At 75.1% G+C, this 26,495-nt stretch carries 21 protein-coding genes; 14 read left to right on the top strand and 7 right to left on the bottom strand.

Translation table 11 applies throughout. The annotated features are described in order from the left end of the window. Nucleotides 1–157 precede the first annotated feature (157 nt). Nucleotides 158–592 (top strand): tyrosine-type recombinase/integrase, encoded by a 435-nt coding sequence (locus OG286_RS27750; RefSeq protein WP_405359640.1) that lies wholly within the window; start codon nucleotides 158–160, stop codon nucleotides 590–592. Between the two features lie 89 nt (nucleotides 593–681). Here OG286_RS27750 and OG286_RS27745 read toward each other — a convergent pair whose 3' ends face one another. Continuing rightward, nucleotides 682–1,482: a maleylpyruvate isomerase family mycothiol-dependent enzyme gene (locus tag OG286_RS27745; protein WP_396319515.1), complete on the bottom strand. Its 801-nt coding sequence runs from the start codon at nucleotides 1,480–1,482 to the stop codon at nucleotides 682–684. 123 nt (nucleotides 1,483–1,605) lie between these two features. On the opposite strand from OG286_RS27745, the gene OG286_RS27740 reads away from it, so the two are divergent. Together OG286_RS27740 and OG286_RS27735 are read left to right on the top strand one after the other, a co-directional pair. Next, nucleotides 1,606–2,355, top strand: coding sequence for a hypothetical protein (locus tag OG286_RS27740; protein ID WP_405358688.1), 750 nt, complete (start codon nucleotides 1,606–1,608; stop codon nucleotides 2,353–2,355). A 129-nt stretch (nucleotides 2,356–2,484) separates the two neighbouring features. Beyond that, nucleotides 2,485–3,804, top strand: a complete 1,320-nt coding sequence (locus tag OG286_RS27735; RefSeq protein WP_405365849.1) for a transposase — start codon at nucleotides 2,485–2,487, stop codon at nucleotides 3,802–3,804. 373 nt (nucleotides 3,805–4,177) lie between these two features. Here OG286_RS27735 and OG286_RS27730 read toward each other — a convergent pair whose 3' ends face one another. From OG286_RS27730 to OG286_RS27720, 3 genes are read right to left on the bottom strand one after another with little or no spacing between them, the layout of a single operon-like run. Next, a complete protein-coding gene (locus OG286_RS27730) occupies nucleotides 4,178–5,335 on the bottom strand; it encodes a bifunctional RNase H/acid phosphatase (RefSeq protein WP_396319516.1) in 1,158 nt (385 codons plus the stop codon). Nucleotides 5,336–5,339: 4 nt separating this feature from the next. Further along, the gene (locus OG286_RS27725; RefSeq protein WP_396319517.1) at nucleotides 5,340–6,083 is read right to left on the bottom strand and encodes a zinc ribbon domain-containing protein; all 744 of its coding nucleotides are present in this window, start codon (nucleotides 6,081–6,083) and stop codon (nucleotides 5,340–5,342) included. A gap of 23 nt (nucleotides 6,084–6,106) precedes the next feature. Continuing rightward, nucleotides 6,107–6,943 carry a Nif3-like dinuclear metal center hexameric protein gene (locus tag OG286_RS27720; protein WP_396319518.1) on the bottom strand — a complete coding sequence of 279 codons (837 nt, stop codon included), beginning with the start codon at nucleotides 6,941–6,943 and terminating at the stop codon, nucleotides 6,107–6,109. Between the two features lie 570 nt (nucleotides 6,944–7,513). Here OG286_RS27720 and lanL point away from each other — a divergent pair. The 6 genes from lanL to OG286_RS27690 all read left to right on the top strand — a co-directional run bounded on the left by lanL (nucleotide 7,514) and on the right by OG286_RS27690 (nucleotide 17,234). Then, a complete protein-coding gene (lanL, locus tag OG286_RS27715; protein WP_405365848.1) occupies nucleotides 7,514–10,510 on the top strand; it encodes a class IV lanthionine synthetase LanL in 2,997 nt (998 codons plus the stop codon). Further along, nucleotides 10,507–12,615, top strand: coding sequence for an alpha/beta fold hydrolase (locus OG286_RS27710; protein ID WP_396319520.1), 2,109 nt, complete (start codon nucleotides 10,507–10,509; stop codon nucleotides 12,613–12,615). The genes lanL and OG286_RS27710 overlap by 4 nt, the downstream gene beginning before the upstream one ends. Nucleotides 12,616–12,776: 161 nt before the next feature. Next, the gene (locus tag OG286_RS27705; protein WP_153882823.1) at nucleotides 12,777–12,920 is read left to right on the top strand and encodes a VenA family class IV lanthipeptide; all 144 of its coding nucleotides are present in this window, start codon (nucleotides 12,777–12,779) and stop codon (nucleotides 12,918–12,920) included. 297 nt (nucleotides 12,921–13,217) lie between these two features. After that, the gene (locus tag OG286_RS27700; protein ID WP_396319521.1) at nucleotides 13,218–14,894 is read left to right on the top strand and encodes an ATP-binding cassette domain-containing protein; all 1,677 of its coding nucleotides are present in this window, start codon (nucleotides 13,218–13,220) and stop codon (nucleotides 14,892–14,894) included. 176 nt (nucleotides 14,895–15,070) lie between these two features. Beyond that, nucleotides 15,071–16,909 (top strand): ATP-binding cassette domain-containing protein, encoded by a 1,839-nt coding sequence (locus tag OG286_RS27695; protein ID WP_396319522.1) that lies wholly within the window; start codon nucleotides 15,071–15,073, stop codon nucleotides 16,907–16,909. Between the two features lie 160 nt (nucleotides 16,910–17,069). Further along, the gene (locus tag OG286_RS27690) at nucleotides 17,070–17,234 is read left to right on the top strand and encodes a hypothetical protein (RefSeq protein WP_396319523.1); all 165 of its coding nucleotides are present in this window, start codon (nucleotides 17,070–17,072) and stop codon (nucleotides 17,232–17,234) included. 71 nt (nucleotides 17,235–17,305) lie between these two features. On the opposite strand, the gene OG286_RS27685 is transcribed toward OG286_RS27690, so the two are convergent. Further along, on the bottom strand, nucleotides 17,306–18,394 hold the full coding sequence (locus OG286_RS27685) for an alcohol dehydrogenase catalytic domain-containing protein (protein ID WP_396319524.1): 1,089 nt from the start codon (nucleotides 18,392–18,394) through the stop codon (nucleotides 17,306–17,308). Nucleotides 18,395–18,564: 170 nt separating this feature from the next. Here OG286_RS27685 and OG286_RS27680 point away from each other — a divergent pair, with 170 nt between their 5' ends. From OG286_RS27680 to OG286_RS27660, 5 genes are all read left to right on the top strand, one after another. After that, complete coding sequence (locus tag OG286_RS27680) at nucleotides 18,565–19,953, top strand: M48 family metalloprotease (protein ID WP_405359650.1); 1,389 nt, start codon at nucleotides 18,565–18,567, stop codon at nucleotides 19,951–19,953. Nucleotides 19,954–20,106: 153 nt separating this feature from the next. Then, the gene (locus OG286_RS27675) at nucleotides 20,107–20,760 is read left to right on the top strand and encodes a class I SAM-dependent methyltransferase (protein WP_405359652.1); all 654 of its coding nucleotides are present in this window, start codon (nucleotides 20,107–20,109) and stop codon (nucleotides 20,758–20,760) included. Between the two features lie 196 nt (nucleotides 20,761–20,956). Next, nucleotides 20,957–22,252: a hypothetical protein gene (locus tag OG286_RS27670; protein ID WP_405359654.1), complete on the top strand. Its 1,296-nt coding sequence runs from the start codon at nucleotides 20,957–20,959 to the stop codon at nucleotides 22,250–22,252. A gap of 7 nt (nucleotides 22,253–22,259) precedes the next feature. Continuing rightward, a complete protein-coding gene (locus OG286_RS27665) occupies nucleotides 22,260–23,282 on the top strand; it encodes an N-acetylmuramoyl-L-alanine amidase (protein WP_396319528.1) in 1,023 nt (340 codons plus the stop codon). 209 nt (nucleotides 23,283–23,491) lie between these two features. Further along, the gene (locus OG286_RS27660) at nucleotides 23,492–24,403 is read left to right on the top strand and encodes a hypothetical protein (RefSeq protein ID WP_405359656.1); all 912 of its coding nucleotides are present in this window, start codon (nucleotides 23,492–23,494) and stop codon (nucleotides 24,401–24,403) included. A 204-nt stretch (nucleotides 24,404–24,607) separates the two neighbouring features. Here the strand turns inward: OG286_RS27660 and OG286_RS27655 are convergent, their stop codons facing one another. Both OG286_RS27655 and OG286_RS27650 read right to left on the bottom strand, forming a co-directional pair. Then, on the bottom strand, nucleotides 24,608–25,690 hold the full coding sequence (locus OG286_RS27655; RefSeq protein ID WP_396319530.1) for a prenyltransferase: 1,083 nt from the start codon (nucleotides 25,688–25,690) through the stop codon (nucleotides 24,608–24,610). Next, nucleotides 25,687–26,436 (bottom strand): class I SAM-dependent methyltransferase, encoded by a 750-nt coding sequence (locus tag OG286_RS27650; protein WP_396319531.1) that lies wholly within the window; start codon nucleotides 26,434–26,436, stop codon nucleotides 25,687–25,689. Before OG286_RS27650 ends, OG286_RS27655 begins: the two co-directional genes overlap by 4 nt. Nucleotides 26,437–26,495: the final 59 nt, after the last annotated feature.

Below are 26,495 nucleotides of genomic sequence, written 5' to 3'. Positions count from 1 at the left end.
CCGCGGCTCAGCAACGCGGAGCTGGTGACCTTGGCGATGATGCAGGCGATGCTCCTCCACCTCCGAGGCGCGGTGGCTGCGACATGCCCGCGCCCATCTGCGGCACCTCATCTCGGTCGTCCCCCGTGACGACAACCCCGACGGAGCTCGCGTCAAGATGCGTAGGCCGCGCCGGATTTATGCGAGCTCCGACCTCGAACGGCGCTACGCCGACCACCTCACCGATCTCGCGCTCCGGGCAGCCGGCCTCGGGCTCCCCATCGACCCGAGCGACTACCTGTTCGTCAACCTCTACCGGCCGCCGTTCCTCTCTCCAACGCGTGAGGGAACCGTCCGGGACAAGGTCGCCGCGCTCAAGCGCCAGGGGATCGGGTCGGCTGGCTGGACACCGCACTGGTTCAGGCACACCCATGCCACCGCCCTCCTTCTCGGCGGCACACCTGACTGGGTCGTCTCGCGCCGCCTGGGCCACTCCAGCGTACAGATCACCCAGGACCTCTACGGGTGGGTCACCGAGGACGCCGAACGCCGCGCGGCGGCGAACCGGCAGCACTACACGGAAGGCTGGAAGGTCGTCACCGATGCGCTCTGATGCGGCCCTGCGGGTCATTCCTGCGTGCGGAGGTCGTGAGTTCGAGCACCAGGTAGACGGTCGGCGCGGCCGACCGCCCCGGCTACGTCCTACTTCTCCTCCGGCTCCCAGGCGCGGAGCAGGTCGAGCAGCCCTGCATCTCCGTCAACGTGCAAGGAATCGGCCTGGATACGGTCGTACAAGTAGAGGACCAACTCACTGGCCGTGCCATGGATGGAGGCGCCGGCTGCGTCCGAGTCCTCGCCGGTCGCGGCAGTGGGCGCGGGGATGCGGGTGGAGCGTGCGCCGTCGCCGTCGACCGTGAGGCGCCAGGAGCGGCCCTCGGCGGCGTGGAAGTCGAAGGCCGTGGGCTTGTGCGGCCAAGCACTCGGCGTTCCGCAGACGGTGAACAGGAACTCCTCCACACCGTCGAGTACCACCTCGACCGGCAGCGGTTGCGGGGCGCCCCAGGCGAGCTGGGCGTCGTACGTGTGCACCGCGGTCTCCTGGACCCGGTGCCGGGCGACACCGCCGGAGGTTGGCGGTGACTGCGACGCAGGCCACCACGTCCAGCAACCGCTCTCCGGTCCGGCCTCGCGCAGGGCGCTCAGCAGAAGCTGCGTCGACGCGGCCAGCCAGGCCAGCAGGGCCTCACGCTCCCGCGGCACTACCAGAGCGGCGCGCGCAGCGGCGGCCTCGGCCGGGGGAGCGTCGGCAGGCCCCGCACCGACGATGGCGGCCCAGAAACGGTCTCCCCCACCCAGGTGCTTCACCAGATCGAACAGCGTCCACCCGGGGCAGGTCGGCACCTGGGCGTCAAGACTGGGCGCGGCGGCGACCGCGGCGCGGAAGGCGGTCGACCGTTCGTCGATCAGTCGCAGCAGGTCAGGGAACTCAAGATTCTTTTCCACGCCGGATGTCTATCACCGTGCTCCGGTGATCTCGACTTTCGCAGATCTCGCAGGGTCGCTCGGGTGGGTGTGACTGGTGGCGTTCGGCTCCAGGGCCCTTGGTGTCGGCCGTAGGGTGCGGCTGTGAATGAGTTGCTTGTTACGCGGGTGCGGCTCCTGGATCAGCAGGGCCGGTCAGTGAAGGCGATCGCCAAGACGCTGGGGATGAGCACCGGAGACGTTGTGGGGGTGCTGAATGGCGCGGTCGCAGCCTCGGGGCCGGGTGGCGGCGAGCCGCGTTGCTGGGTGAACGCCGGCTGGAGCCGCAGTGTGGATCTTGAGGGTGCGCCGCAGTGGGCAGGCCTTGATCCCGGGGCTTCCGATGCGGAGGAGGTGCGCGGCCTGGTCGCGGTGCTCGTCGCCGCGGACGGCATGCGCTCCACGAAGGCGCAGGTCGCGGGGTTCCTGCTGGATGTGTGGTGTCTGGGGGTGAAGAACACGCTCGCCCCGGAGCCGATGAGTGAGAGCCGGCTGGCCGGGCACCGGGGGCTCTACTTCAGCGCCTTTGAGGGGCATGTGCAGGTTCCCGTCGGCCTCGCCCGCGCCCTGGTGTTCGGGGCCGCCGCCTACGCGCGCGGCTTCGGGTTCGAACCCGAGGGGGAGCTCGCTGAGGAGTTCGCGGAGGCCGCCGTGCTGCTTGGTGATCCTGCGGGCCCCAGTCCGATCGGCTTCGGCCGGGACGGCAAGCCCTTCTTCGTCAACGGCCCCTACGACGATCCCGAAGCGGTGTTGCGGACGCTGCGGCGCGCGGTCGGCGACGACGGTTTCCACTTCGAGGTCGCCTTCCCCGAGCAGCCGTCGCGGCGGCGTCGCTTGTTCGGGCCGCGAGGGTAGCGGTCGGGGGCGGGAGCCGAACAGCGGTTCCCACCCGGGCGGGTGACGGGCCGGCTGTTCGTGCCCGTGGTGGGCCGGAGTGTCGGCAGCATCGGCGCTGTGGCGACCTTGCCCGGGGAGGGGAAGCCGATGCCCGCGAGTCCGACGGTGCCGGCGTCGCTGCTGGCCGTGCTGGGGAAGCTGCGCGTATTCACCGCGCCGGGCTTCATCACGTTCACCGCGATGGTGACTGGGTTGGTCGCGCAGACCGGGGCCAGCACGGTGACCGGGATGCTGACCGGGGCGGGCCTGGCCCGCGCCTGGCCGCACGACCGGGCCCACGCCTTCTTCTCCCGGACGCGCTGGAACGTCGACAACCTGGGCATCGTGCTGGCCCATCTGATCGTGAAGACCCTGTTCCCGGACGGCGCGGCGATCACGGTCGCGGTCGACGACACCTTGTTCAAGCGGAGCGGGAAGAAGGTATTCGGTGCCGCGTGGCAGCACGACGGCGCCGCCAGGGGCCCGAAGCCGGTCGGGCGTGGAACGTGCTTCGTGGTGGTCGGGATCGTCGTGGAACTGCCGTTCCTCACCCGGCCGGTGTGCCTGCCGGTGATGGCCCGGCTGTGGCGGCCGAAGACCGGACCGACCAAGGTCGAACTTGCCGCGTCGATGGTGAAACTGCTGGCCGTGTGCCTGAACCGGCCCCTGCACGTGGTGGCGGATGCCGCCTACCACGGTAGGGCCCTGCGTCACCTGCCCGAGGCGATCACCCTCACCACCCGGCTGCCGGCCAGCGCCGTGCTGTTCGATCTCGCGCCGCCGCCGACGAACAAGCGTGGCCGCCCCCGCCTCAAGGGCGCCAGGCTGGGCACGCCCGCCGAACTCGCGGCGACCGCCACGTTCACGACCACGCGCGTCGCCCGGTACGGCCGCACCGACCAGGTCCGGATCGCCGAGGTCCGCTGCCTTTGGTACGGCTCCTTCCACACCCAGACCGTCCGCGTCATCCTGATCCGCGACGAGGACACCACCACCGGCTACGACCTGGCCCTGGTCACCACCGACCTCGCCACCCCGGCCGTGGCGCTGGTCACCCGATACGCCTGGCGGTGGTCCATCGAGACCACCTTCGCCGAGGCCCGCACGCTGCTCGGCGTCGGACAGGCCCGCAGCCGCACCGAGAACGCGGTCCGCCGCACCGTCCCGTTCGGCCTGTACTGCTACACGATCACCGTCGTCTGGTACGCGTTGCATGGCCACCATCCCAGCGACGCCGCCGACCACCGCGCACGGGCCCCCTGGTACATGACCAAGACCGAACCGTCCTTCGCCGACATGCTCGCCAAGCTCCGCCGCGTGATCATCGCCGCCCGATTTCTCCCCGTCGCCCCAGGCCAGCCGACAGACGCCGAAATCCAGGCCGTCCACCACGCCTGGGCCCAAGCAGGCCTCCGACACACAGCTTGATCACACCGGCCCCGCGAGAACAGCGAAAGTCGAGGGTGATCGGACAGCGATTTTTTTCACAGTCGCCGCCGGTTGGCCACTGCGGACGTCCACGCCTCCCGCCGCTCGGGTGACAAGCTGCGCACCACTGCGAAGACGCTGGTGGTGGCGGTACGCCCGGCGTCGCGCCAGGAGAACCGGCCGGGCCGGGTCCGGCGGGTCCAGCGCCGCCTGGGCGCCAGCGGGGGCCGGGGACACCGGCGACCCGGCCACCCGGCGACCCGAGCTACCACCGCAAGGCATCGCTGTTGCAATGGGACAAACGTCACGAACCGGGAAGACAGTCATTTCAGCCAAGCGAACCGTCGATGGCCAGGGGAGCCCCCACCGGCGGTCAGCGCAGGTGCCCGGTGTCGTTGAGCAGCCGCAGCGAGGCGTTGCCGTCCGCGTAGTACTGGACGGCGCAGAGCGCGGCGGCGGACAGCTCCATCCGGTAGAGCGAGTCCGGCGGGGCGCCGAGCGCGAGCCGGACCAGCGTCTTGATCGGGCTGACGTGCGAGACGACCAGCACGGTCTTGCCCGGGTGGCGGGCCAGGATCTTGTCGCGGGCGACCCCGGCCCGGTGGGTGAGGGTGGTGAAGCTCTCGCTGCTGCCGGTCGGCTTGGCCTTGGGCGAGCCGAGCCAGGCGTTGAGGTCGTCCGGGTAGCGCTGCTGGACCTCGGCGAAGGTGAGTCCCTCCCAGTCGCCGAAGTCGACCTCGCGCAGCCCGTCCTCGTACCGGACGTCCAGGCCCAGGCGGGCGGCGACGATCTCCGCGGTCTCCCGGGTGCGGCGCATCGGGGAGCTGACCACGGCCTGGACGGACCCGCGGGCGGCCAGCGCCTCCGCTGCCCGCTCGGCCTGCCAGCGGCCCTTCTCGGAGAGCTCCGGGTCGCTGCCGCCGCTGCCGGAGAAACGCTTCTCCGGAGTGAGGTGGGTCTCGCCGTGGCGGAGCAGGACGAAGGTGGTCGGCGTGCCGAGGTCGGCGGCGGCCGCCCAGCCGGCCTTCGGCGCGGCCTTCTCCAGCGGCGGCTCGGCGGCCGGCTCCACGACGACGGGCGACGCGGACTTCAGCGGCCTGGGCTCCCACTGGCGGCCGGCCTTGCCCGCGTCCATCGCCTCGTTGGCGAGCCGGTCGGCGTCCTTGTTCCTCTCGCGCGGGATCCAGGTGTACTTGACCTGGCCGCGCGGGAGCACGCCGCGTGCCTCGGCGGCGAGCGGCTGCATGTCGGGGTGCTTGATCTTCCAGCGCCCGGACATCTGCTCGACCACCAGCTTGGAGTCCATCCGGACGTCCACCGAGGCGTCCGGGTCGATCTCCCGGGCCGCCTTCAGGCCGGCGATCAGGCCCTTGTACTCGGCCACGTTGTTGGTGGCGTGGCCGATGAACTCGGCGGCCTCGGCGATGATCTGGCCGGTGTCACCGTCCCGGACCACCGCGCCGTAGCCGGCCGGCCCCGGGTTGCCCCGGGAGCCGCCGTCCGCCTCGACGATGAACCTGCGCCCCGCCACCGGATCAGATGCCCGAGTCGGCGGTGCGCACCAGGATGCGGCCGCAGTTGTCGCAGCGGACGACCGCGTCCTTGGGCTCGGCCTTGATGGCGTTCAGGTCGGAGACGGCAAACTCGACCCGGCAGCCCTCGCAGCGGCGCTGGAAGAGGCGGGCCGCGCCGACGCCGCCCTGCTGCTCGCGCAGGCGGGTGTAGAGCTTCAGCAGGTCGGCCGGGACGACTGCGGCGACGGTCTCACGCTCGCGCCGGACCTTGTCGGCCTCGCCGTCGATCTCGGCGAAGGAGGCGTCCCGGCGGCCCTCGGCCTCCTTGAGCACGACCGAGGAGTGCTCCAGGCGCGCGGTCAGCTCGATGACGCGGGTCTGGGCCGACTCCAGCCGCTCCATGATCTCCAACACGACCTCCTCGAGGTCGCCCTGGCGCTTGGCCAGCGAGCCGATCTCGTGCTGGAGGTTCTCCAGGTCCTTCGGCGAGGTGATCGCGCCGGAGTCCAGGCGCTGCTGGTTGCGGGCGGCCCGGGCGCGGACCTGCTCGACGTCCTGCTCGGCCTTGGTCAGCTCGCGGGCGGTGTCGCCCTGCTGGGCCTGGGCGGCGACGACCAGGTCCTTCAGCGCGGTGTGGTCGGCGGTGGCCTTCTCGATCTCGGCGTGCTCGGGCAGGCTGCGACGCCGGTGGGCCAGCTGGTCGAGCTTCGAGTCGATGGCCTGGAGGTCGAGCAGGCGGATCTGGTCGGCGGGCGCGGCGTTCAAGCGGAGAGCTCCTGTGAATCGGGTCAGACGGTGAAGGACATGGGGGCGTGCGCGGTCCACGGGTCGGTGACCTTGTGGGAGACCTTGGTCTCCACGGCCCAGCCCCGCTGCTCGGCGGCGCCGTGCAGCGCCCGCTCGGCCAGGGCGAGCCAGGGCCACTCGGTGGCCCAGTGTGCGGCGTCGAGCAGCGCGACCGGCGCCGCCTCGGCCGCCTCGGAGGCCGGGTGGTGGCGCAGGTCGGCGGTGAGGTAGGCGTCGACACCGGCCGCGCGCACCTCAGCGAGGAGGCTGTCGCCGGAGCCGCCGCACACCGCGACCCGGCTGACCAGCCGGTTCGGGTCCCCGGAGACCCGGACGCCGGCGGCGGTGGCCGGCAGGCCCTTGGCGACCTGGGCGGCGAAGACGGAGAGCGTGAGCGGGGGTTCCAGCAGGCCGATCCGGCCGGTGCCGCGCCGGCCCAGCGGGTCGGTCGGGTCCGCCACCAGCGGGCCGGTGACGCGGAGGCCGATCGCCTCGGCCAGCGCGTCCGAGACGCCCGGGTCGGCGTGGTCGGCGTTGGTGTGCGCCACGTGCAGGGCGATGCCGCCCCGGATCAGCGTGTGCACGACCCGGCCCTTGAAGGTGGTGGCGGCGACGCTGGTGGTGCCGCGCAGATAGAGGGGGTGGTGGGTGACCACCAGGTCGGCACCCCACTCGACGGCCTCGTCGACCACCGCCTGCACGGGGTCGACGGCGAAGAGCACGCGGCGGACCTCGGCCTGAGGGTCCCCGCAGACCAGGCCGACGGCGTCCCAGGACTCCGCCCACTGGGGCGGGTAGACCTCTTCGAGCGCGGTGATGACGTCGGACAGTTTCGGCACCTGTCGAGACTACCGTGCGCGCGGGGGCGCCCGGGCCGCCCGGGCCCGGTGCGTTCCCGGGCCGGCGCGGGCCGGCCGGCCGGCCCGCACGGTGCCCGGTGTGGGGGACGGGGCGTACAGATGCGCGTCAATCCGCGGTCCGGCGCGTTCGGGCGGCGCCGGGAGACGGCCCACGGGCCGTTTCGGGCGGCGCGCCCGCCGGGGCGCGCGGGGGTCACCACTCACAGCGGGCGGCTCGCACACATTCGAAACAGCGCCCAGATCACCCTTACGAGTGAAGTGACTCGCTACGCGTTGAGCCCGCCCCGATACCGAAAGTAACTTCACTTCTGCGAACGGGAGTTGCCCCGGCCAGGGGGTCGGGAAGGCGCTCCGCCGGAGCTCGGGCCCAGGTCAGACGGGCCCGCTCCGGCCCCCGGAAGGGGTCCGGTCCGGCCGAGGTCCGCGGCGGACGCGGCCGGGGCAGCGCTCCCGTGTTTCCGAGAACCGATCAGGCCGTGGCCGTGTGCCCGGATACCGGAGCAGTGGGCACCCACGGGCGCCGGCCGAGACGAGGGGATGTGAAGGCGGATGGGGGCGGGCACATCGCTTCGTACGGCCGGGGGAAGGGGATCGGCGGGCCGCGGGCCGGAAGCGGCCGGCTCGTGGCCGGAGATCACGCGGGCGGCGCTGGCCGGCGCCGGGGGCCGGGGAGGCGACGGCGACTGGGAGGTCACCGTCGGGGGCTTCTGGTGCACGGCCAGGCCGTCCGCGGGTGAACTGGCCGGGGAGGGCTGGAAGATCCACGTCAGCGCGGCGTCGGCGGTCGGGGGCGCGGTGCTGGCCGCCGTCGCCGAGGTGCTGGCCGACGACCCCTGCGCGTTCAAGTTCGCCGCCGGACCGGCGCAGCTGCACGAGCTCAACTCGCGCAACAGCGAGCGGGGTTCGGCGGGCAAGTTCATCACCGTCTACCCGGACGGCGAGGAGCAGTTCCGGCGGCTGGCCGCCGCGCTGCACCGGGCCACCGACGGCCTACCCGGGCCGGTCGTGCTCTCCGACCGGCCGTACCGGCCCGGCAGTCGCGTCCACTACCGGTACGGCGCCTTCGCGGCCCGCGCCGAGCTGGGCAACGACGGCGGGTACCGGTCGATGCTGCGCGGGCCGGGCGGTGAGCGGGTCGAGGACGTGCGCGGGGCTTCGTACCGGTGTCCGCCGTGGGCGCGCGACCCGCTGGCGGAGGGTCCGGGGGTCGAGGGGTGGGGCGCCGAGGAGCAGGGAGCGGACGGGCGGGGCGCCGAGGGGCGGGGTGCCGTCCCCGGCCGCCGTGGGCCCGGGGCGGCCAAGCCGGCCGCGGCGCGGCGCGGGGCCGGCGGGGTGCTGCTGGCCGGGCGGTACGTGATCACCGGCGCGATCCGGCACGGCGCCAAGGGCGGGGTCTTCCTCGGCCGGGACACCGAGGGGGGCGCGGAGGTCGTGGTCAAGCAGGCCCGCGCACACATCGAGGTCGACCGCTCCGGGACGGACGCCCGGGCCGCGCTGCGGCACGAGGCCGCGCTGCTGACCCGGCTGGAGGGGCAGGGGCTGGCGCCGAGGCCGGTCGAGCTGATCGAGCAGGACGACTCGCTCTTCCTAGTCCAGGAACGAATCGCCGGGCAACCGCTGGGCAGCTGGGTCGCCGCCCGGCTGCGCCGCGACGGCAGCCCGGACGTCGACTGGGCCGAGGCCGGCCCCCTGGTGCACGCCCTGCTCGACCTCGTCGAGCGGGTGCACGAGCTGGGCCTGGTGCTCCGCGACCTCTCCCCCGGCAACGTCCTGGTGCAGCCCGACGGCACGCTGCGGCTGGTCGACCTGGAGCTGGCCGCTGAAGCCGGCCGCCGCGCCGGCTCGGCCGGCACCCCGGGCTACCGCGCCCCCGAGCAGGGGCCCGGGCGGCTCGCCCTGGTCGAGGACGGACCGGCGGGCGACGGCAGCTGTGCGGCCGAGCCGACGGCAGACCTGTACGCGCTCGGCGGGCTGTTCTTCCTGCTCGCCACCGGCCACGATCCGCTGCTGCCCGAGGACCTGCCGCACGCCCGCCCCGTCGCCGACCGCCTCGGCCGCTGGCTCGCGCTCGCCGCTCGCTCGGGCGACACCGCGCGGCGGCTCGCGCCGGTGGTGCTGGGGCTGCGCGCGGAAAAAGCCGAGCAGCGGTGGCCCCTTCACCGTGTCCGGGAGGCCTTGGCGGGCGGGCCCGGGGAGCCGGCGCCGGGTGGCGGCCGCACGGAGGCAGCCGGGCCGGCGCCCGCGGGCGCCACGGCCGGCCGCCCCGCCGAGGACGGCGGCGCCGTCGTCGACCGGGTCCTGCACGACGGCCTGCGCCACCTCGCGGCCACCGCCACCCCGCTGCGGCGGGACCGGCTCTGGCCCACTGTGCCGGCCGGGCAGCGGTCCGACCCCTGCAACGTGCAGCACGGCGCCGCCGGGGTGCTGGCCCTGCTCGCCCGGGCCGCGGTGGCCCGCGGCCTGCCGGCCGGGGTGCGGGAGGAGGCCCGCCGGACGACGGAGACGGCCGTGGAGTGGATCGAGCGCCGTTGCGCCGCCGAGCCCGTCGTCCTGCCCGGGCTGCACTTCGGCCGCTCGGGCACCGCCTGGGCGCTGCGGGACGCCGCCGGTTCGCTGGGCGACCGGGCGCTCGCCGAACGCGCCGCCGGACTGGCCCGCGGGATAGCCGTCGAATGGCCCAACCCGGACGTCTGCCACGGCGCGGCCGGTGCCGGCTTCCTCCAGCTTCGCCTTGCAGCCGATGCCCCGGGAACCGACGCCGCCCAGGAGTTCCTGGCTCGGGCCGCCCGCTGCGGCCACGGTCTGCTGGCCGCCGGAAGGGCAACCCCGTACGGCACGGTCTGGCCGGTCCCGAAGGACTTCGACTCGGCGCTCGCCGGGATCACCCACCTCGGGTTCGCCCACGGGGTGGCGGGCGTCGGTGCGTTCCTGCTCGCCGCCGCCGAGGCCACCGGCGACCGGGCGCTGCTCGAAGGCGCCGCCGAGGCCGGGCGGACGCTCGCGGCCACCGTGCGGTGGGAGTCCCGCGGCGGGGCGCAGGAGAGCGCCTGGTGGCCGCAGGACGCCGGCGACCCCGACCACGTCAGGCTCGCCCACTGGTGCAGCGGCGCCTCGGGCGCGGGTACCTTCCTGCTCCGGCTCTGGCAGGTGACCGGCGACGCCACCGCCCGTGAACTCGCCCTAGCCGCCGGGCGCGCCGTCCTGGCCGGGCGCTGGCACTGCGGCGTCAGCGCCTGCCACGGGCTGGCCGGCAACGGCGAATACCTGCTCGACCTCGCCGAGTTCACCGGTGACGCCGAATTCCGCTCCGGAGCCGATGAGCTGGCGCAGCTGATCACCGCCCGGCCGGCGCTGCGCGACGGACTGTTGGTGCTGCCCGACGAGACCGGCACCGGCTGCGCCGCCGCGTACGGCACCGGGACGGCCGGCGCGCTCGCCTTCCTGCTGCGGCTGCGGCACGGCGGCCCACGGCTCTGGGTGGACCCGGTGCCGCCGGCGCCGCCGGGCGAACTCCCGCCCCCCGCAGGCGAGACGAGGGCGACATGACCGTGGCCACCAGAAGCGCGACGCAGGCCCTGCGCCGCCTCAGCTTCACCTTCGCCGCCGACGGCAGCCACGCCGCCTGCCTCGCCTCCGCCGCCGATGGCGGCTGGTACGCGGAGAGCTGGCACCTGCCGGCGACGGGACCGGCCGTGCCGACCTCACTGGCACTGCCCGGCAACCGGTCCGAGAACCTGCGCTCGCAGCTGATCGCACTGCCCGACGGCTCGGTCCTGGTCTGCCGGCACGACGGCGAGCGGCACGACCTGGTGGCGCTCAGCGCGGCCGAACCCGGCCGCGGACCAGCCACCGCCGAATGTCAGTTGGCCACCCTGAGGCGGCCCGGCCTGCGGCTGCTGCCGCTTCCGGCGGCTTCTGCGGACGGCGCCCGCGCGCCGGAGGGCACCCGCGCGCCGGAGGGCGTACCTACGCCGGAGGTCCGACCTGAGCCGGACGGCCGGCGAACGCCGGACGACGCCCGTGCGCTGGACGGCCCCCGCGCCCCGGTCGCCGTGGCGCTGGGCACCGACACCCGGCCGGCCACCACCGTCTGGCTGGTGCACGCCGACGGCAGCGAGCCCCGGCAGGTCGCCGAGATCCCCGGACTGCACGGCGGCGGTGTCTGGCTCGACCGCGCCGGCACGCTGCTGGCGCTCGACCGGGTCGACTCGGGCATCGTCCGCACCGTCGTCCTGGACCTGCGCAGCGGCGCCGTCACCCCGCTGCTGGAGATCGGCGAGCGCAGCAACGACCGGCTGGTGCTGTTCGATCCGGACAGCAGCTTCGCGATGGTGCGCAGCGATGCGCCCGGAACCGACCGGCTGGGCTGGGGCCTGCTGGGCGGCGGGGAGCCGCTGCGGTTCCCGGAGTGCCTGCACGTCTCGGGCATGTTCCTGCGCCCCGTGGCGCTGCGGCCCGCGCCGGAGGGGGCCCGGGTGGTGGTCCAGATCGACCACGGCGCGGGCTCGGCGCTGGCCCTGTGGCGGCCCTCCGCCGGGCGGTTGGACCCGCTGCCGGTGCCACCCGGTCGGCTCGGCGCGGTAGGCCACTGGTCGGACGCGGGGCTGCGGATGCCGTACTCCTCGCCCGACCACCCGACGGCGCTGGCCACCCTGGACGTGGACGCTCTGCTGGCGCACGGTCCGGCACCCGTAGGGTCCGGACCGGTTCCGCTGCCCCTGCAGTTGGCGCCGCTCGGCTCCGGGCCGCCCGGGCCGTGGCGCGACACCGTCCTGCCCTGGCAGCCCGGCGGACCGCGCACCTCCCCTACCGCCTCGGCCGGTTGGCAACTGGACGGCTCCACCCCGCCCGGCGACGGCTGCCGCTGGCACCCGGCCCAGGGTCTCGAACTCGCCGGTCCGGCCGGGCCGTTGGAGGCCGTGGTGTACGGCGGCGACGCCTGGCTGAGCAGCCCGCACCTGGTGCTGGCCCTGCACGGCGGCCCGGCGGACGCCTGGCGGCTGGAGTTCGACCCCGCCCTGCAGCGCATGGCGGCCGAGGGGATCGCCGTGGTCGCGCCCAACCAACGCGGCTCCACCGGCTACGGGTTGGCGCACGCGATGGCCATCCGGGGCGCCTGGGGCGGGCCCGACCTCGACGACATCCTGTACCTGCTGGACGGCATCGCGGGCCAGCGCGCCGCACTCGGCCTGGAGCCGCCCGCCCTGTTCGGCGTCAGCTACGGCGCGTTCCTGGCCCTGCTGGCGGCCGCGCACGCGCCGGCCGAGCAGGTCGCGCGCTGCGCGGTGGTCGCGCCGTTCCTGTCCGGCGCCCGGCTTCTGGCCGAAGCAGCGCCCCCCGTCAGGGCGTTGACCACCCGGCTCGGCGGCGGCGAAACGATCGCGGACGCCCGCGGCCCGCGCGATGTGCTCCAGCTGGCGCACCGGCTCAGCGCACCGCTGCTGGTCGTACACGGGGACCGGGACGAGGTCGTCCCGGTGAGCCAGTCCCGCTCACTGCGGCACGAGTTGCTGCGGATCGGCCGCACCGAGGGCGCCGACTTCCGATACGTGGAAGCGGCCGGCGCCGGGCACGAGGTGCTGGCCGAGGACGGCGCCGCCGTGCTGCACGAACTGCTGGCCGCCTTCCTGCGGTCCGGCCGACCGGGGTAGCCCCTGCCGACCGGACGGGGCGACCCGGTCCGCTCACAGACTCCCGGGCCCCGATGGCCCGGGGTGGTACCCGCGGTGGTGGATGGAGGCCGCCGCGGGAGCAACACCCGACGCCCGTACCGCAGATCGCGGCGGGCGGAACACAGGGGAGGAACCCGATCATGGAGAACATGGTGGACTTCGAGACCGACCTCGCGGCCCTGCAGGAGCTGCCCGAGACCGAGTCCGTCGAGCTGACCGGCCACGGCGGCGGCTGCCAGTACACCTGTCTCATCCTGACCTGCCTGATCTTCACGATCAGCTAGTCGTACGGCGGTCGGTCACCCGCTGATGCGGTGACCCACGGGCGCCGCTCCCGCCTGTCCGGACAGGCGGGGGCGGCGCCGTCCCGTTCCGTCCTTCGCTTCGTTCCCCTCCTTTCCCGCGCCCCCCTTGCACCTCCTTCCCCCTCGTTTCCCTAGCGCCCGCCTCCTTCCCCCTCGCCTCCTTCCCCCTCGCCTCCTTCCCCCTCGCCTCCTTCCCCCTCGCCTCCCTCGCTCTCTCCTTCTTGACTCGCCCCGCCCCTTTTCCGACCCACGACCCACCCCGACGGGAGCCCGCCCATGCCCCGCCGTCCCACCGGCTGGACCCTCGCGCTGGCCGTCGCCCTGCCCGCCGAGGCCGCCACCACGCTCACCCTGCCCCCGGCACTGGCCGGCGCCGTCGACGCCGCGCTCGAGCGGGACGCCGGTGGCTCCGCGTTCGGGCTGCTGGCCCTCGTCCTCGGCACGGCCGCCGCCGCCAACGCGCTCGCCGCCGCGGCCGGTCCCGCCTGCGCGGCCGAGGCCACCGCCGCCCTGCGCGACCGGCTGGTGCGCCACCTGCTCGACCTCGGCCCCGGCGGCCGGCTCCGGCACGGCGGGCCGCCGCCCGGCGACCTGACCGCGCGCCTGATCGGCTCGGCCGCCGACGCGGGCGGCCGGCTGCCGGCCGCGCTCGGCGCGACCACCGCGCTGCTCACCTCGCTCGGCGCGATCGTCGGCCTCGGGGTGCTCTCGCCCTGGCTGGCGCTCGCCTTCTGCGGCGGCGTGGTGCCCGGGGTGGTGCTGATCCGGCTCTTCCTGCGGGAGGCCGGGCAGGTCTTCCTCCGCTACCAGGAGGTCCAGGCCGACCTCGCCGGCCGGCTCGCCGGCGCGCTCACCGGGCTGCGCAGCATCCACGCGGCCGGTGCGAGGCGGCGCGAGGCGGCGCGCGTGCTGGAGCCGCTCCCCGCTCTCTCGGAGGCCGGGCACGCGCTCTGGGCCGCCCAGCGGCGGACGGCGTGGCAGGCGACGCTGCTGATCGCCGTGGTCGAAGTCGCGGTGCTGGCCACCGCCGGCGCCCTGGTGGCGGCGGGCACGCTGGCGCCCGGCGCGCTCGCGGCGGCAGCCGGCTGGGCGGCGCTCGGGGCGGGACTCTTCGAGCAGGTCGAGGCGCTGGTCGGGGTGGCGCACGCACGGGCCGGGCAGACCCGGGTGGACGAACTGCTGGAGCTCGCACCGGCCGCCGGCGGCACGGCCGTCCTGCCGGAGGGCGGCGTGGGCGAACTCGCCTTCCGCGGTGTGGTGGTACGCGACGGCGACCGCGTGCTGCTCGGGCCGCTCGACCTCACCGTGCCGGGCGGGCACACCGTCGCCCTGGTCGGCCGATCCGGCTGCGGCAAGTCCCTGTTGGCCGCTCTGCCCGGCCGGCTGCGCGACCCCGACGAGGGCCGGGTGCTCGTCGACGGCGTCCCCGTCGACGAGTTGACCGCTCCCGAACTGCGCCGCGCCGTCGGCTACGCCTTCGAGCGCCCCGCACTGACCGGCCGGACCGTCCGCGAGGCACTGGACGGCGCCGGCCCCGAGGCCGCGGCCGCCGCTCGCGCGGACGGCTTCCTACGCCGTCTGCCCGCCGGCTGGGACACTCCGCTGGACGAGCTCCGGCTATCCGGCGGAGAGCTGCAACGACTGGGGCTGGCAAGGCTGCTGGCCCGCCCCGCGCGGGTGGTGGTGCTGGACGACGCCACCTCGGGGCTCGACCTCGCCACCGAGTACCAGGTCACCGAGGCCCTGGACCGGGCCACTCACGGGCGCACCCGGCTGGTGGTCGCCCACCGCGAGGCGGCGGCCGCCCGCGCCGACCTGGTCGCCTGGCTCGACGCCGGCCGGCTCCGCGCCCTCGCCCCGCACACCGATCTCCTCGGCGACCCCGACTATCGCGCCACCATCTCCGGCACCGCCCTCGAAGCGGCCACCGCCCTCGAAGCGGCTACCGCCTGATGGGCCGGCACAGCGCCGCCGCCGGCGTGCCGCGCGCAGGAAGCCGGCCCGGTCGACTTCCTGCGCGGCTCCCCGAGCCGTTCTCCGACCCCGACGGCGCCGGAGCGGGCCCCGTCCCCTCCGAGCCGGTGGGGGCGACCCCGGCTCACACCAGAAGTCGGCCCCGCCGACTTCTCGTGCAGCACCGCTCGCCCGGCTGGGCGCTGCTCGGGCGGCAGCTCGCGAGCACGAGGGGGGCGTTGTGGCGGCTGCTCGGATGGTCCGGGCTCGAGGCGCTGCCGGCGCTGGTGTCGGGGTTGATGGTGTCGGCCGCCGTGGACCAGGGGTTCCTGGCCGGGCGGCCGGCGGTCGGGGTGGCCTGGCTGGCCGGTATCGGGGCGGTGACCGCCGCCCGCGCGTACGCGGCGCGGGCCGGGTTCCCGCACCTCGCGGCCGTGGTCGAACCGCTGCGGGACGCTCTGGTGGAACGCGTCGTCCGGAGCGCGCTCGCCCGGCCGTACGCCGATCCGGCCGAGATCGCCCGGCTCACCGAACAGGTCGAATCCGCGTGGCAGTTGACCGCCACCCTGCTACGGACGGTGCGCGGGGCCGGGGTGACCCTGGCCGCGGCCCTGGTCGGTCTGACCCTGCTCGCGCCCGCCGTCCTGCCGCTCGTCCTCGTCCCCCTGCTCGCCGCCGGCCTGCTGTTCGCCCGGCTGCTGCGCCCGCTGGTGGACCGGCGCCGCGCCGTCGTGCTTGCCGAGGAGCGCCTCGCCGCCGAGGCCGGCCGCGCCCTCCACGGGTTGCGCGACATCCAGGCCACCGGCGCCCGGCAGCGGACGGCCGAGGCACTCGCCGCCGGCGCCGGGGACAGCGCCGCCGCCTCCCGCGCGCTCGGCCGGGCCGCCGCGGCCCGGTCGCTGGTGGTCGCGCTCGGCGGCCGGCTGCCCGTGCTGGCGGTGGTCGCGGCGGCGCCCTGGCTGCTCGGCGGCGGCGGCCTCACGCCCGGCGAACTGCTCGGCGTGGCCACCTATCTGCTCCAGCAACTCGACCCCGCGGTCAGGACCTTGGCCGGTACAGTCGGCGGCTGGCTGCTGGGCCTGGCCGTCGTCCTCGACCGCCTCGCCACCACCTCCGACGAACCGGAGCCGGAACCCGGACCCGAGCCGGAGACCGTACCCGAGCCGGAGACCGTACCCGAGCCGGATCGCGACCCTGGTCCGGGCCACGGCCCCGAACCCGGCGCCGGGCCGGAACCCCCCACCCTCCGCCTCACCGCCCTCCGCTACGCCCACGGCCCTGCCGCCGAACCGGTCTTCGACGGCCTCGACATGACGACGGCCCCCGGCGAGCACCTGGCCGTGGTCGGCCCGAGCGGAACGGGGAAGTCCACCCTCGCCGCGCTGCTCGCCGGCCTACTGGTGCCGCTCGACGGCGAGGTGACCGTGGACGGCGTCCGCCCGCACCTGCTCCCCGACGCCGGGCGTGCCCGCCTGGTGGCGCTGCTCCCGCAGGAGGCGTACGTGTTCCCCGGTACGGTCCGCGCCAATCTCTGCTGGCCCGACGCGCCCGCCGAGGCCCGCCCCGACGACCCCCGACTCGCGGACGCCACAACCCTCCTGGGCGCCGACGCGCTCGTCGCCCGGCTCGGCGGCCCCGACGCCGTGCTCGCCGATCCGGGCGCGCTCTCGGCCGGCGAACGCCAACTCCTGGCGCTGGTGAGGACGTACCTCTCCCCCGCCCCCGTCGTGGTGCTGGACGAGGCCTCCTGCCACCTGGACGCCGCCGCCGAGGACCGGGTCGAGCGGGCCTTCGCGGCCCGGCCCGGGGTGCTCGTCGTGGTGGCGCACCGGATCAGTTCGACGCTCCGGGCCGACCGCGTCCTGCTGCTGGACGGCGGCCGCGGCGTGCTCGCACGGCACGGCGATCTCCAGGTGCTGTCGCCGCTGTACCGCCGGCTGGTGGGCCACTGGTTGGGTTCGGGCGGGCCGCGCGGAGCCGTGCCGTTCGCGGACCATCCATCAGGATCTCGATAGGATCTCGCCCGTTCCGGCCGTTATGGTGGCCGGGGCACGGGCCGTGATCACCGGCTCTGGCGCGGCTGCTGCGCCCGATCATGCCGGTCACGCGCCCGACTCGCCCGCGGCGCCCGCCTGGCGCCGAAGCACCTGCACCCTCGCACGGAAGACGATTCTGATGTCCGACACCCTCACCGACACCACCGGACCCGCGGCCAACGGGACCACGGCCGAGGACACCGCGTCGCACGGCCGCCACCGCGGCCGTTCCGCCGCCGACGACCGCCCGGAGGCCGACCCGCACGGGCGGCACCGGCTCGGCACCGGAGCCGACCAGGGCTGAGCCCGCTCCCGCAGTACGTGACAGGGCCCGCCGGGTGCACCGGCGGGCCCTGTCACGTCCGGCGACGGCGATCAGGCCGGCGTGACGACCGTCCGCAGCGCCTCGCCGCCCCGCATCTGCGCGATGGCCTCGTTGACGTCCGCAAGCCCGACCCGGTGCGTGATCATCCCCTCGAGGTCGATCCGCCCGGCCCGCCAGAGGTCCACCACCAGCGCGATGGTGCGTGGCACGGACGCCCCGCCGTACAGCGACGGCAGCAGCCGCTTCTCGTTGAAGAACAGCTCGCCCATGGTGAACTGCGCGAGGTCGTCCTGCGCTCCGGCGCCGATCACCACCACCGCTCCCCCGCGCCGCGCCGCGTCGTACCCGGCCCGGACGGTGGCCGCGCGGCCGACCGCCTCGAAGACGTAGTCGAACCCGCCGCCCGGCATGCCCTTCGCGACGCCCTTCAGCTCCTCGGGGGCGAGCGCGTCGGTGGCACCGAACGCCAGCGCCCGCTCCCGCCGCGAGGTGACCGGGTCGACCACGACGATCCGGCCCGCGCCGCAGACCCGGGCCCCCTGGACGGCCGCGACGCCCACCCCGCCGGCGCCGATCACCGCGACGGAGGCGCCCGGCTCGACCTGCGCGGTGTGGACGGCGGCACCGATGCCGGTGGTCACACCGCAGCCGATCAGGGCGGCCAGCTCGTACGGCAGGTCGGCCGGGACCTTGATCACGGCGTCACGCTCGACCACCACCTCCTCCGCGAACGAGCCGGTGCCGTAGAAGCCGGAGGCCTCGACCGGGACGCCGTCCTCGTCGTAGCGGAACCCCGGGGCGCCGAGCCGGCGCAGGCTGGAGACACAGAGGTGTCCGCGCCCGCGCTCGCAGTGGGCGCAGCGGCCGCAGGGCGCCATCCAGCAGAGCACCACCCGGTCGCCGACCTCGATGCCGGTCACGCCCTCGCCGACCTCCACCACGTCACCGGCGCCCTCGTGGCCGGGGACGAACGGCGCGGGCTGCGGCAGGACGCCGCTCATCGCCGAGAGGTCGGAGTGGCAGAGGCTCGCCGCCCGCAGGCGGACTCTCACCTTGCCGGGGCCGAAGCCGACCGCCACCACGTCGTCGCGGACGTCGAGCGTGTCCTGGCCGGTCTTGTACAGGATGGCTGCGCGCATGGGGCTGCTCCCGGGTTCCCCTCGGATCGGTGGTCGGGCCGATTCTGGCACGGCGCGCCTGCCCGGAGTAGAACACGTTCCACTCGGCGGCCCGCCGGGCAGCGCCTGCGGCCCCCGGGCAGCGGAAGACGGGTGCCGGACGCGGGCCACCAGTGGCATGATCATCCGCCGTGTCCTCACCCGCCGCTCCGGCCGCCCCCACCCCGCCTGCCGACGCTCCCCCCGGCGCCACGCCCCACACCTGCCCGCAGTGTGCCGCGCCGCTGGACGCCGACCCGCGCTTCGCCGTCTGGTGCCCCCGCTGCGAATGGAACCTCGTACCGGAGCACGACGCCGCGACCGATCCGACCACCCCTGCCGCCCCTGCCACCCCGCGCGAGCGGGCGGTGGCCGCCCGGACCGAGCAGCTCTACCAGGACCTCGCCGCAGGCCGCACCGCCTCCGCCGGACGACGCGACTGGCTCGCCGCGGCGGCCGTCGCGTCACTCGTCCACCTCGTCACCACCGCCCTCTTCGGCTGGGCACTCTGGCTGCTCGTCACCGGGAGCACCCCGCTCCGGTGCCTGGGTGCGGCCGCCCTCGCGGTCGTCGTCCTCCTGCGCCCCCGGATCGGCCGGGTGCCGCGCGGCGAGAGCGTGCTGACCCGGAGCCAGGCGCCCGCCCTCTACGGCCTGGCGGACCGGGTTGCGGCCGAACTCGGAGCAGGGCCGGTCGGGGTGATCCGCGTCGACCGCTCGTTCAACGCCGGCCTCGCCGTGGTCGGGCTGCGCCGGCACTCGGTGCTCACCCTGGGCCTGCCGCTCTGGGAGGCGCTCGACGAACAACAGCGGATCGCCCTGCTCGGCCACGAACTCGCCCACCAGGTCAACGGCGACCACCGGCGCGGCCTCTGGCTCAACGCCGCGATCGGCGCGCTCGCGCACTGGTACGACCTCGCCCGGCCGCGCAGGCACGCGCACTGGGCGGGATTCCGGCTCCTGTTCCACGTCGCCGGCCTCATCAGCAACGCGGTGCTGCACTCCCTCGCCTGGCTGCTGATGCGGACCCTGTTCCTCCTCGACCGGCTCACCGCCCGGGCCGGCCACCAGGCCGAGTACCACGCGGACACGCTCGCCGCGCAGGCCGCGTCCACCGAGGCCGCCCGCGGGATGCTGGAAGCACTGCTGCTCGACGGGGCCGCCGGCACGCTGGTCTCCCGCGTGCGCGCCGGCCACCAGAGCCGCCCCCGGACGACCCGCCGTGGCGCGGCCGACGCCCAGCCGGCCTCGCAGGCCTCGAAGGCCCCACAGGCCTCGCCGGCCGACACCCTCTGGGACCGGCTCCGCGACCACCTCGCGGGCGTCCCGCCGCTCGAACGCGAGCGCCTGCTCCGCCGCTCCGCCCGGGACCGGGCCGCCGTGGACTCCACCCACCCCCCGACCCACCTCCGCCTCGCCCTCCTCGCCCAGCGCCCGCCCCTCCCGGCCGCCGTCACCACCTCCCCCGCCGAGTCCGCCGCCATCGCCACCGAACTCGCCCCCCACCGCCTCCGCATCGCCCGCTCCCTCCTCGCCCCCTGAGCGGCCCGAGCGGACCGGACGCGGAAAGCCGGCCGGGCCGCCCCGCTTCCGGCTCCGGCGCAGGTCGGGGTGGGCGGGACGGTGGGGCGTACCGTCGAGTAGGGTCCGACGGCGAGTACGGAGTACCGACCACCCCCGGCAAGGAGCTGCAGCATGTCCGACCTCCTGGAGAACACGCGACCCGGGGCCCAGGTGCTGGCGGCCTTCGAGGGTGCGACCGGGTTCATGCCGGTGGACGAGGGGCTGGCGCTGTACGCGGCGGCGGTGACGGCCGCGCGGCGGACGGGTCTGCCGGTGCTGGAGATCGGCACGTACTGCGGGCGCTCGGCGATCCTGCTGGCGGCGGCGGCCAGGGAGGCGGGGACGGTGGCGCTGACCGTCGACCACCACCGTGGGTCCGAGGAGCAGCAGCCCGGCTGGGAGTACCACGACCCGACGCTGGTGGACCCGGAGGTCGGCCGGATGGACACGCTCCCGCGCTTTCGCCGCACACTGCACGCGGCCGGGCTGGAGGAGCACGTGGTGGCGCTGGTCGGCCGTTCGCCGCAGATCGCCGCGCTCTGGGGCGGGCGGCTCGGCCTGGTCTTCATCGACGGCGGCCACACCGACGAGCACGCCACCGGCGACTACGAGGGCTGGGTGCCGCATCTGGCGCCCGAGGGCCTGCTGGTGGTGCACGACGTCTTCCCCGATCCGGCGGACGGCGGCCAGGCCCCGTACCGGGTGTACCTGCGGGCGCTCGCCGAGGGGTTCGAGGAGATCTCGGTGACCGGTTCGCTGCGGGTGCTGCGCCGGACCGCCGCCTGATCCGTCCGCGCCGAGATCCGCGGACCCGCCCCACCGGCGATCACGGATGCTCTAACGTCGTGCCGGGGCTGTCGGGCGGGGGTTCGAACGGTACGGTGTCCGCGCGGCGCCGACGGATGCCGCGGGCGACGAAACAGCGACAAAACGGCACAGCACCAGGCAGAGCATCCGGGCAGACGGTGGGGGCTAGAGCGCAATGACGGACCAGCAGAACACCGCTCCGGCGGTCTGGGACCCCACGGCGCGCGGCGGCGCCGGCGGCTGGGTCCGCGGCCCGCAGCAGCAGCCTGCCCCCGGCGCCGCCCAGAACCCCGCCACGCCCCCGCCCGCGGCCGCCCCGCCCGCCGGGGCGCCTCAGCCGCCCGGGCCGGGCGCCGTCGGCGACCAGGGCCCGCCGCTGGGCGCGCGCCCGTACCTGTCGGCCGCCCGCGGCTACGACGCCCCGACCGCGCCCGCCTTCCCGGCGGCAGCCCCGCAGCCGGCGGGCCCGCCTCCGGCCGCACCGCCCTCGGCCCCGCCCGCCGGCGGCTTCCCGGGCCACGCGGCCCCGCAGCACCAGGGCCCGGCCCGCCCCGACGGCTACGGCTACCCGGCGGCCCCGCCGCAGCCCCCGTACCCGCAGCGGCCGGACTCCCAGCAGCCGTACCCGCCCCAGCAGTACGCCCAGCAGCAGCCGTACGGGCAGCCCGACCAGCGCACCGACTACGCCCCCGGCTACCCCGCCGACTACGCCACCGGCTACGACGACCCGGACGACGAGGACCGCCCCGGCAACAAGCGTGCGCCGCTGCTGATCACCTTCGCCCTCCTCCTGGTGCTGGCGATCGGCGGAGGCATCCTCTGGGCGGTGAAGGGCACCGGCGACTCGGCCGACAAGGCCGCCCCCGCCCCGTCCGCCACCGGCGCACCCACGGACGCGACGGCCTCCGGCAATCCGCAGCCCGCCCCGGTGCCCGGCGGTTCGGCCGAAGCGCCGAGTCCGACCGCCTCCGACACCGCGTCCGCAAGCCCGACGGCCGGCGCGGCCGGCCCCAGCGCGCAGGCCCAGGCCAAGACGCTGGACGAACTGCTGACCCAGGGCGAGAGCGCAAAGGCGCCGATCGGCAGCGCGGTCGCCAAGGTGTCCAGCTGCCCGTCCAAGGCCGACATCGACAGCGCGGCGCAGGTCTTCGACACCGGCGCCAAGCAGCGCGACCAGCTGCTCACCAAGCTCGCCGCCCTGGCCGTCACCGACCTGCCCGGCGGTGCGGACGCGGTGGCGTCGCTGAAGTCGGCCTGGCAGCTGTCCGCCGACATCGACCGCGCGTACGCGAGCTGGGCGCGCACGGTGTCCACGCAGGGCTGCTCCGGCTCGGCGCCGAACACCGCCGACAAGAAGCACGCGGACGAGCTCAACCCGCAGGCCACCCAGGCGAAGAAGGACTTCGTGACGAAGTGGAAGACCATCGCGGACTCGTACGGCCTGACCGCGCGCACCCAGGACAGGATCTGAACCACCCGTGACCCGCACCACCGACGGCAGTACGCACGACGAACCGCCCCGCCGTTCCCGCCTGTTGCGCACCACCACGGTGGCCGGCGCGCTGGTGCCGCTCTGTCTGGCCGGCTGGCTGGGCTGGCAGGCCGTCGCCGACCACGGCCGGGCCGACGATGCCGCACCGTCGGCCCACACGGCCGGGGCGGCAGCTCCGCCGGCGCCGTCGGCCTCTCCGGCGCCGTCCACTTCGGAGCCGTCCACTCCGACAACCGCCGAGAGTGCCCCGGCCACCCCCGCCGGAGGGGACCCGACGAGCTCACCGTCGGCCTCCCCCGGGACCACGCCCACCACCGCGTCCGCTCCCGTGTCCACCGCCCTCGCCGGCCGGACCGTGCTGCTCGACCCCGGCCACAACCCCGGCAACTTCGCCCACACCACCGAGATCAACCGCCTGGTCGACATCGGCAACGCCCGCAAGGAGTGCGACGCCACCGGCACCTCCACCAACGCCGGCTACACCGAGGCCGAGTACACCCTGGACGTGTCCCGCCGGGCCCGCGCGATCCTGACCGCCCGCGGCGCCACGGTGGTGCTGGTCCAGGACGGCGACCGGCCCTGGGGCCCGTGCATCGACGAGCGCGCCCGCGCGGGCGCCGAGGCGCACGCCGACGCGGCGGTCTCGGTGCACGGCGACGGCGGTCCGGCCGGCGGCAGCGGGTTCCACGTGATCATGCCCGCCAAGGTGGTCGCGGGGAAGGCGGACAACTCCGCGATCGTCGCACCCTCGCACCGGCTCGGCCTGCTGCTGCGCGACGGCTTCCACGCGGCGACCGGCGAGCCGTACGCCGACTACACGGCGAGTCAGGGGCTGGACACCCGCTCCGACCTCGGCGGGCTGAACCTCTCGACGGTGCCCAAGGTGTTCATCGAGTGCGGTAACATGCGCAACTCGACCGACGCCAGGCGGATGACGGACCCTCAGTGGCGCCAGCAGGCGGCCCAGGGGATCGCCGACGCGCTGACGACGTTTCTGACCAGCCGGTAGGCGTCCGCGGCCGAGAGGGCCGGCTCGACCACCGGGTGGACGGCAGGAGTCGGACCCGCACAGTTTGCAACGACTTCGCCCCATTCCCGAGCCCGCTGTGCACCCGCGAGGCGGTTGGCCCTAGGCTTCTGGTCCGTTCGGAGTTTTCCGGGCCGGTCAAGCCGACCGTGCAAACCGCCGTCCACGACACACCAACGAGGGGAACGTTAGTGAATCTGCGCGCTCTCACCAGGGGAGACGCCGCCGTCGCAGGTGCGGCCGTCCTGCTCTTCATCGCCTCCTTCCTGCCGTACTGGACCGTGGACTGCAGTGGCAGGTACTGCGGTGACACGTCGCAGAACGCCTGGGACAGCGTCCTGTTCCCCGTCCTGCCCTCCGTCTTCCTGCTCGGCATCCTCGCCGCCGTGCTGATCCTGGTGCAGCGTTTCCAGGGTGCCGCGGCCGCCAACCGCCAGGTGCTCGGCCTGCGGCTGGACCAGTGGGGCATCGCCTTCGCCGTCGCCGCGCTCTGGACCTCGATCTGGTCCCTGGGCGGCGGCCCGAAGGGCCTGGACCACGGCTTCGGCGCCTGGCTCGCCGTCATCTCCCTGATCGTGCTCGCCGGTGCCGCCGCGGCCGCCCCGCTGGTGCCCGCGCTGAAGGCGCCGCTGGTGACCGACAAGCCGGTCGCCCCGCAGGGCTACCCGGGTGGCTACCCGGCCCCGCACGCCGGTCAGCCCGGCCAGCCCGGCCAGTACGGCTACCCGGCCCCCGGCCAGGACCCGCTCCAGGCGCAGCCGCCGGCCTTCGGTGGTCAGGCCGGCGGTTACGGCTACCCGGCCCCGCAGGCCGGCCAGCCGCAGGACGGTGCCGCCCAGCAGGCCGCTGCCCAGCAGGCTCCGGCCGCCCAGGCGCAGCCCGCCCCGGCGGCCCCGGCCGCCGACTTCGCGCCGTTCTGGTTCGCCGTCCCGGCGCCGCGTCAGCTGGCCCCGAAGGACAACCCGGCCGGTGGCCCGGTCGGCGAGCTGGTCCCGGGCACGTGGTACCTGGCGGTCGAGCAGCGCGGCGCCGCGCTGGTCGCCCAGCTCCAGGACGGCACCCAGGGCGTGCTGGCCGACACCTCGGGCATCCAGCGCGGCTGACGCCCGAGCAGCAACATCGAAGGGGCGGGACCGGAGGAGTCCGGTCCCGCCCCTTCAGCGTTGCGGCGCCGAGCCGTTGAGGCCTCGAGGCCTCGAGCCGCTGAGCCGAGCCGCTCAGCCGTCGAGGCCTCAGCCGTCGAGGCCTCAGCCGTCGAGGCACTGGGACGCCGAGTGCTCGGCGGCTCAGTGCCTCGCGGGGCCGCCTCAGCAGCAGTCCTGCACCACCAGTCCGGCGGGCAGCTGGTCGCCGCCGAAGACCGCGACCGTGGCCGGGTCGCCGCCGAGCGCGGCGACGGCCAGCAGCAGCGCGCCCGCCGTCCAGGTGGTGCGCTCCTCCGGCCAGATGGCGTCGTCCTCGAAGACGTAGCCGGTCCAGTACGAGCCGTCGGTGTGCCGCAGGTGCTTCTGGATCCAGCGCAGGATGTCCACCGCGCGGTCGGACTCGCCGACCGCCCAGAGCGCGAGGGCCAGTTCGGCGCTCTCGCCGCCGGTCACCCAGGGCCGGTCACTGACGCAGCGCACGCCGAGGCCGGGCACGACGAAACGGTCCCAGTCCCGTTCGATCCGCTCCAGTGCGGCCGGGCCTCGCAGCGCGGTGCCGAGCACGGGGTAGTACCAGTCCATCGAGTAGCGGTCCTTGTCGAGGAACCGCTCGGGGTGGTGGGCGATGGCGTGCCGCAGCCGGCCGGCCGCCAGCTCCCAGTCGGGCTGCGGCTCCTCCAGGTAGTCGGCGATGGCCAGGCCGCAGCGGAGCGCGTGCAGGATGGAGGACGACCCGGTGAGCAGCGCCTCGTCGGGCGCCGAGCCGTTCTCGTCGACCCGCCAGGAGATCGGCCCGTCGGGCAGCCGCAGGCCGACGATGAAGTCCAGGGCGCGCCTGACGACGGGCCAGATCCAGTCCAGGAACGCGTCGTCACCGGTGCTGAGGTGGTGGTGCCAGACACCGACCGCGACGTACGCGCAGAAGTTGGTCTCCTTGGCGGAGTTGGAGACCTGGCCGTCCGTGCCGCCGCCCTGCCCGTAGCTGTAGGCCGCGTACCAGGAGCCGTCGGGGTTCTGGTTGGCGGCCAGCCAGCGGTAGGCGGCCTCGGCGGCGGCGTGCTCGCCGGCGGTGTCCAGGGCCATCGCGGCCTCGGTGTGGTCCCACGGGTCGAGGTGGTGGCCGGTGAACCAGGGTATGGCGCCGTCGCCCTGCTGCTCGGCGAGGATGCTGCGGACGGTGCGGGCGGCCTGCTCGGCGTCGAGCACCCCGTCCAGCAGCAGCACCTCGGGGACGGCGGCGGTCACTCGCCGGCCCTGGCGGTCTCGGCGCGGTTGGGCTTGGAGGCGTAGGCGACGAAGCTCTTGCCGATGACCGGGTTGAGCGCCTTCTCGGCGGCCTTGGTGAGGGTGCTGATCACCGGGGTGCCGATGATGTCCCAGACCAGCAGCTGGTGGTAGGCCTTGACCGGCAGCGCCTTGTCGTTGTCCACGCCGACCGCGCACTTGATCCACCAGTACGGCGAGTGCAGAGCGTGGGCGTGGTGGGTGCCGTACGGCTCCAGGCCGGCGTCCTTGAGCTTGCCGAGGAGTTCGTCGCCGCGGTAGATACGGATGTGGCCGCCCTCGACCTCGTGGTACTCGTCGGAGAGCGCCCAGCAGATCTTCTCGGGCAGCCAGCGCGGCACGGTGACGGCGAGCAGGCCGCCGGGCTTGAGGACGCGGAACATCTCGTTGAGCACGCCCTTGTCGTCCGGGATGTGCTCCATCACCTCGGAGATGATGATCTTGTCGAAGTACTCGTCCTCGAACGGCAGGGCCAGCGCGTTGCCCTCCATGGCGACGGCCGACGCGCCCTCGGGCGCCTCACCGGCCTGCTCCATGGCCGCGAACCACTTCGTGACCTCGGCGATCTCCTCGGTGTTCTGGTCGAGGGCGATCACGTTGGCCCCGCGCCGGTAGCACTCGAACGCGTGCCGCCCCCCGCCGCAGCCCAGGTCGAGCACCCGGTCGCCGGGGGCGAGCGGGAAGCGCGAGAAATCAACGGTCAGCACTGCGGGGCTCCCATTCCTTTGGTACCAAACGCTTCCGGCGCCACGTCAGACCGGGCGGG

Origin of the sequence: Kitasatospora sp. NBC_00039, assembly GCF_045160625.1 — a bacterium.
Lineage (GTDB): Bacteria > Actinomycetota > Actinomycetes > Streptomycetales > Streptomycetaceae > Kitasatospora.
Note: the sequence above shows the minus strand (reverse complement) of the source record. Positions and strands in the feature narration are given on the sequence as shown.

What these genes read in the sequence shown, in the direction of transcription:
- OG286_RS27750 (WP_405359640.1), top strand. Translation starts at nt 158, where the DNA reads ATGCGTAGGCCGCGCCGGATTTATGCGAGCTCCGACCTCGAACGGCGC.
- OG286_RS27735 (WP_405365849.1), top strand. Translation starts at nt 2,485, where the DNA reads ATGCCCGCGAGTCCGACGGTGCCGGCGTCGCTGCTGGCCGTGCTGGGG.
- lanL (WP_405365848.1), top strand. Translation starts at nt 7,514, where the DNA reads ATGGGGGCGGGCACATCGCTTCGTACGGCCGGGGGAAGGGGATCGGCG.
- OG286_RS27710 (WP_396319520.1), top strand. Translation starts at nt 10,507, where the DNA reads ATGACCGTGGCCACCAGAAGCGCGACGCAGGCCCTGCGCCGCCTCAGC.
- OG286_RS27705 (WP_153882823.1), top strand. Translation starts at nt 12,777, where the DNA reads ATGGAGAACATGGTGGACTTCGAGACCGACCTCGCGGCCCTGCAGGAG.
- OG286_RS27700 (WP_396319521.1), top strand. Translation starts at nt 13,218, where the DNA reads ATGCCCCGCCGTCCCACCGGCTGGACCCTCGCGCTGGCCGTCGCCCTG.
- OG286_RS27690 (WP_396319523.1), top strand. Translation starts at nt 17,070, where the DNA reads ATGTCCGACACCCTCACCGACACCACCGGACCCGCGGCCAACGGGACC.
- OG286_RS27685 (WP_396319524.1), bottom strand. Translation starts at nt 18,394, where the DNA reads ATGCGCGCAGCCATCCTGTACAAGACCGGCCAGGACACGCTCGACGTC.
- OG286_RS27675 (WP_405359652.1), top strand. Translation starts at nt 20,107, where the DNA reads ATGTCCGACCTCCTGGAGAACACGCGACCCGGGGCCCAGGTGCTGGCG.
- OG286_RS27670 (WP_405359654.1), top strand. Translation starts at nt 20,957, where the DNA reads ATGACGGACCAGCAGAACACCGCTCCGGCGGTCTGGGACCCCACGGCG.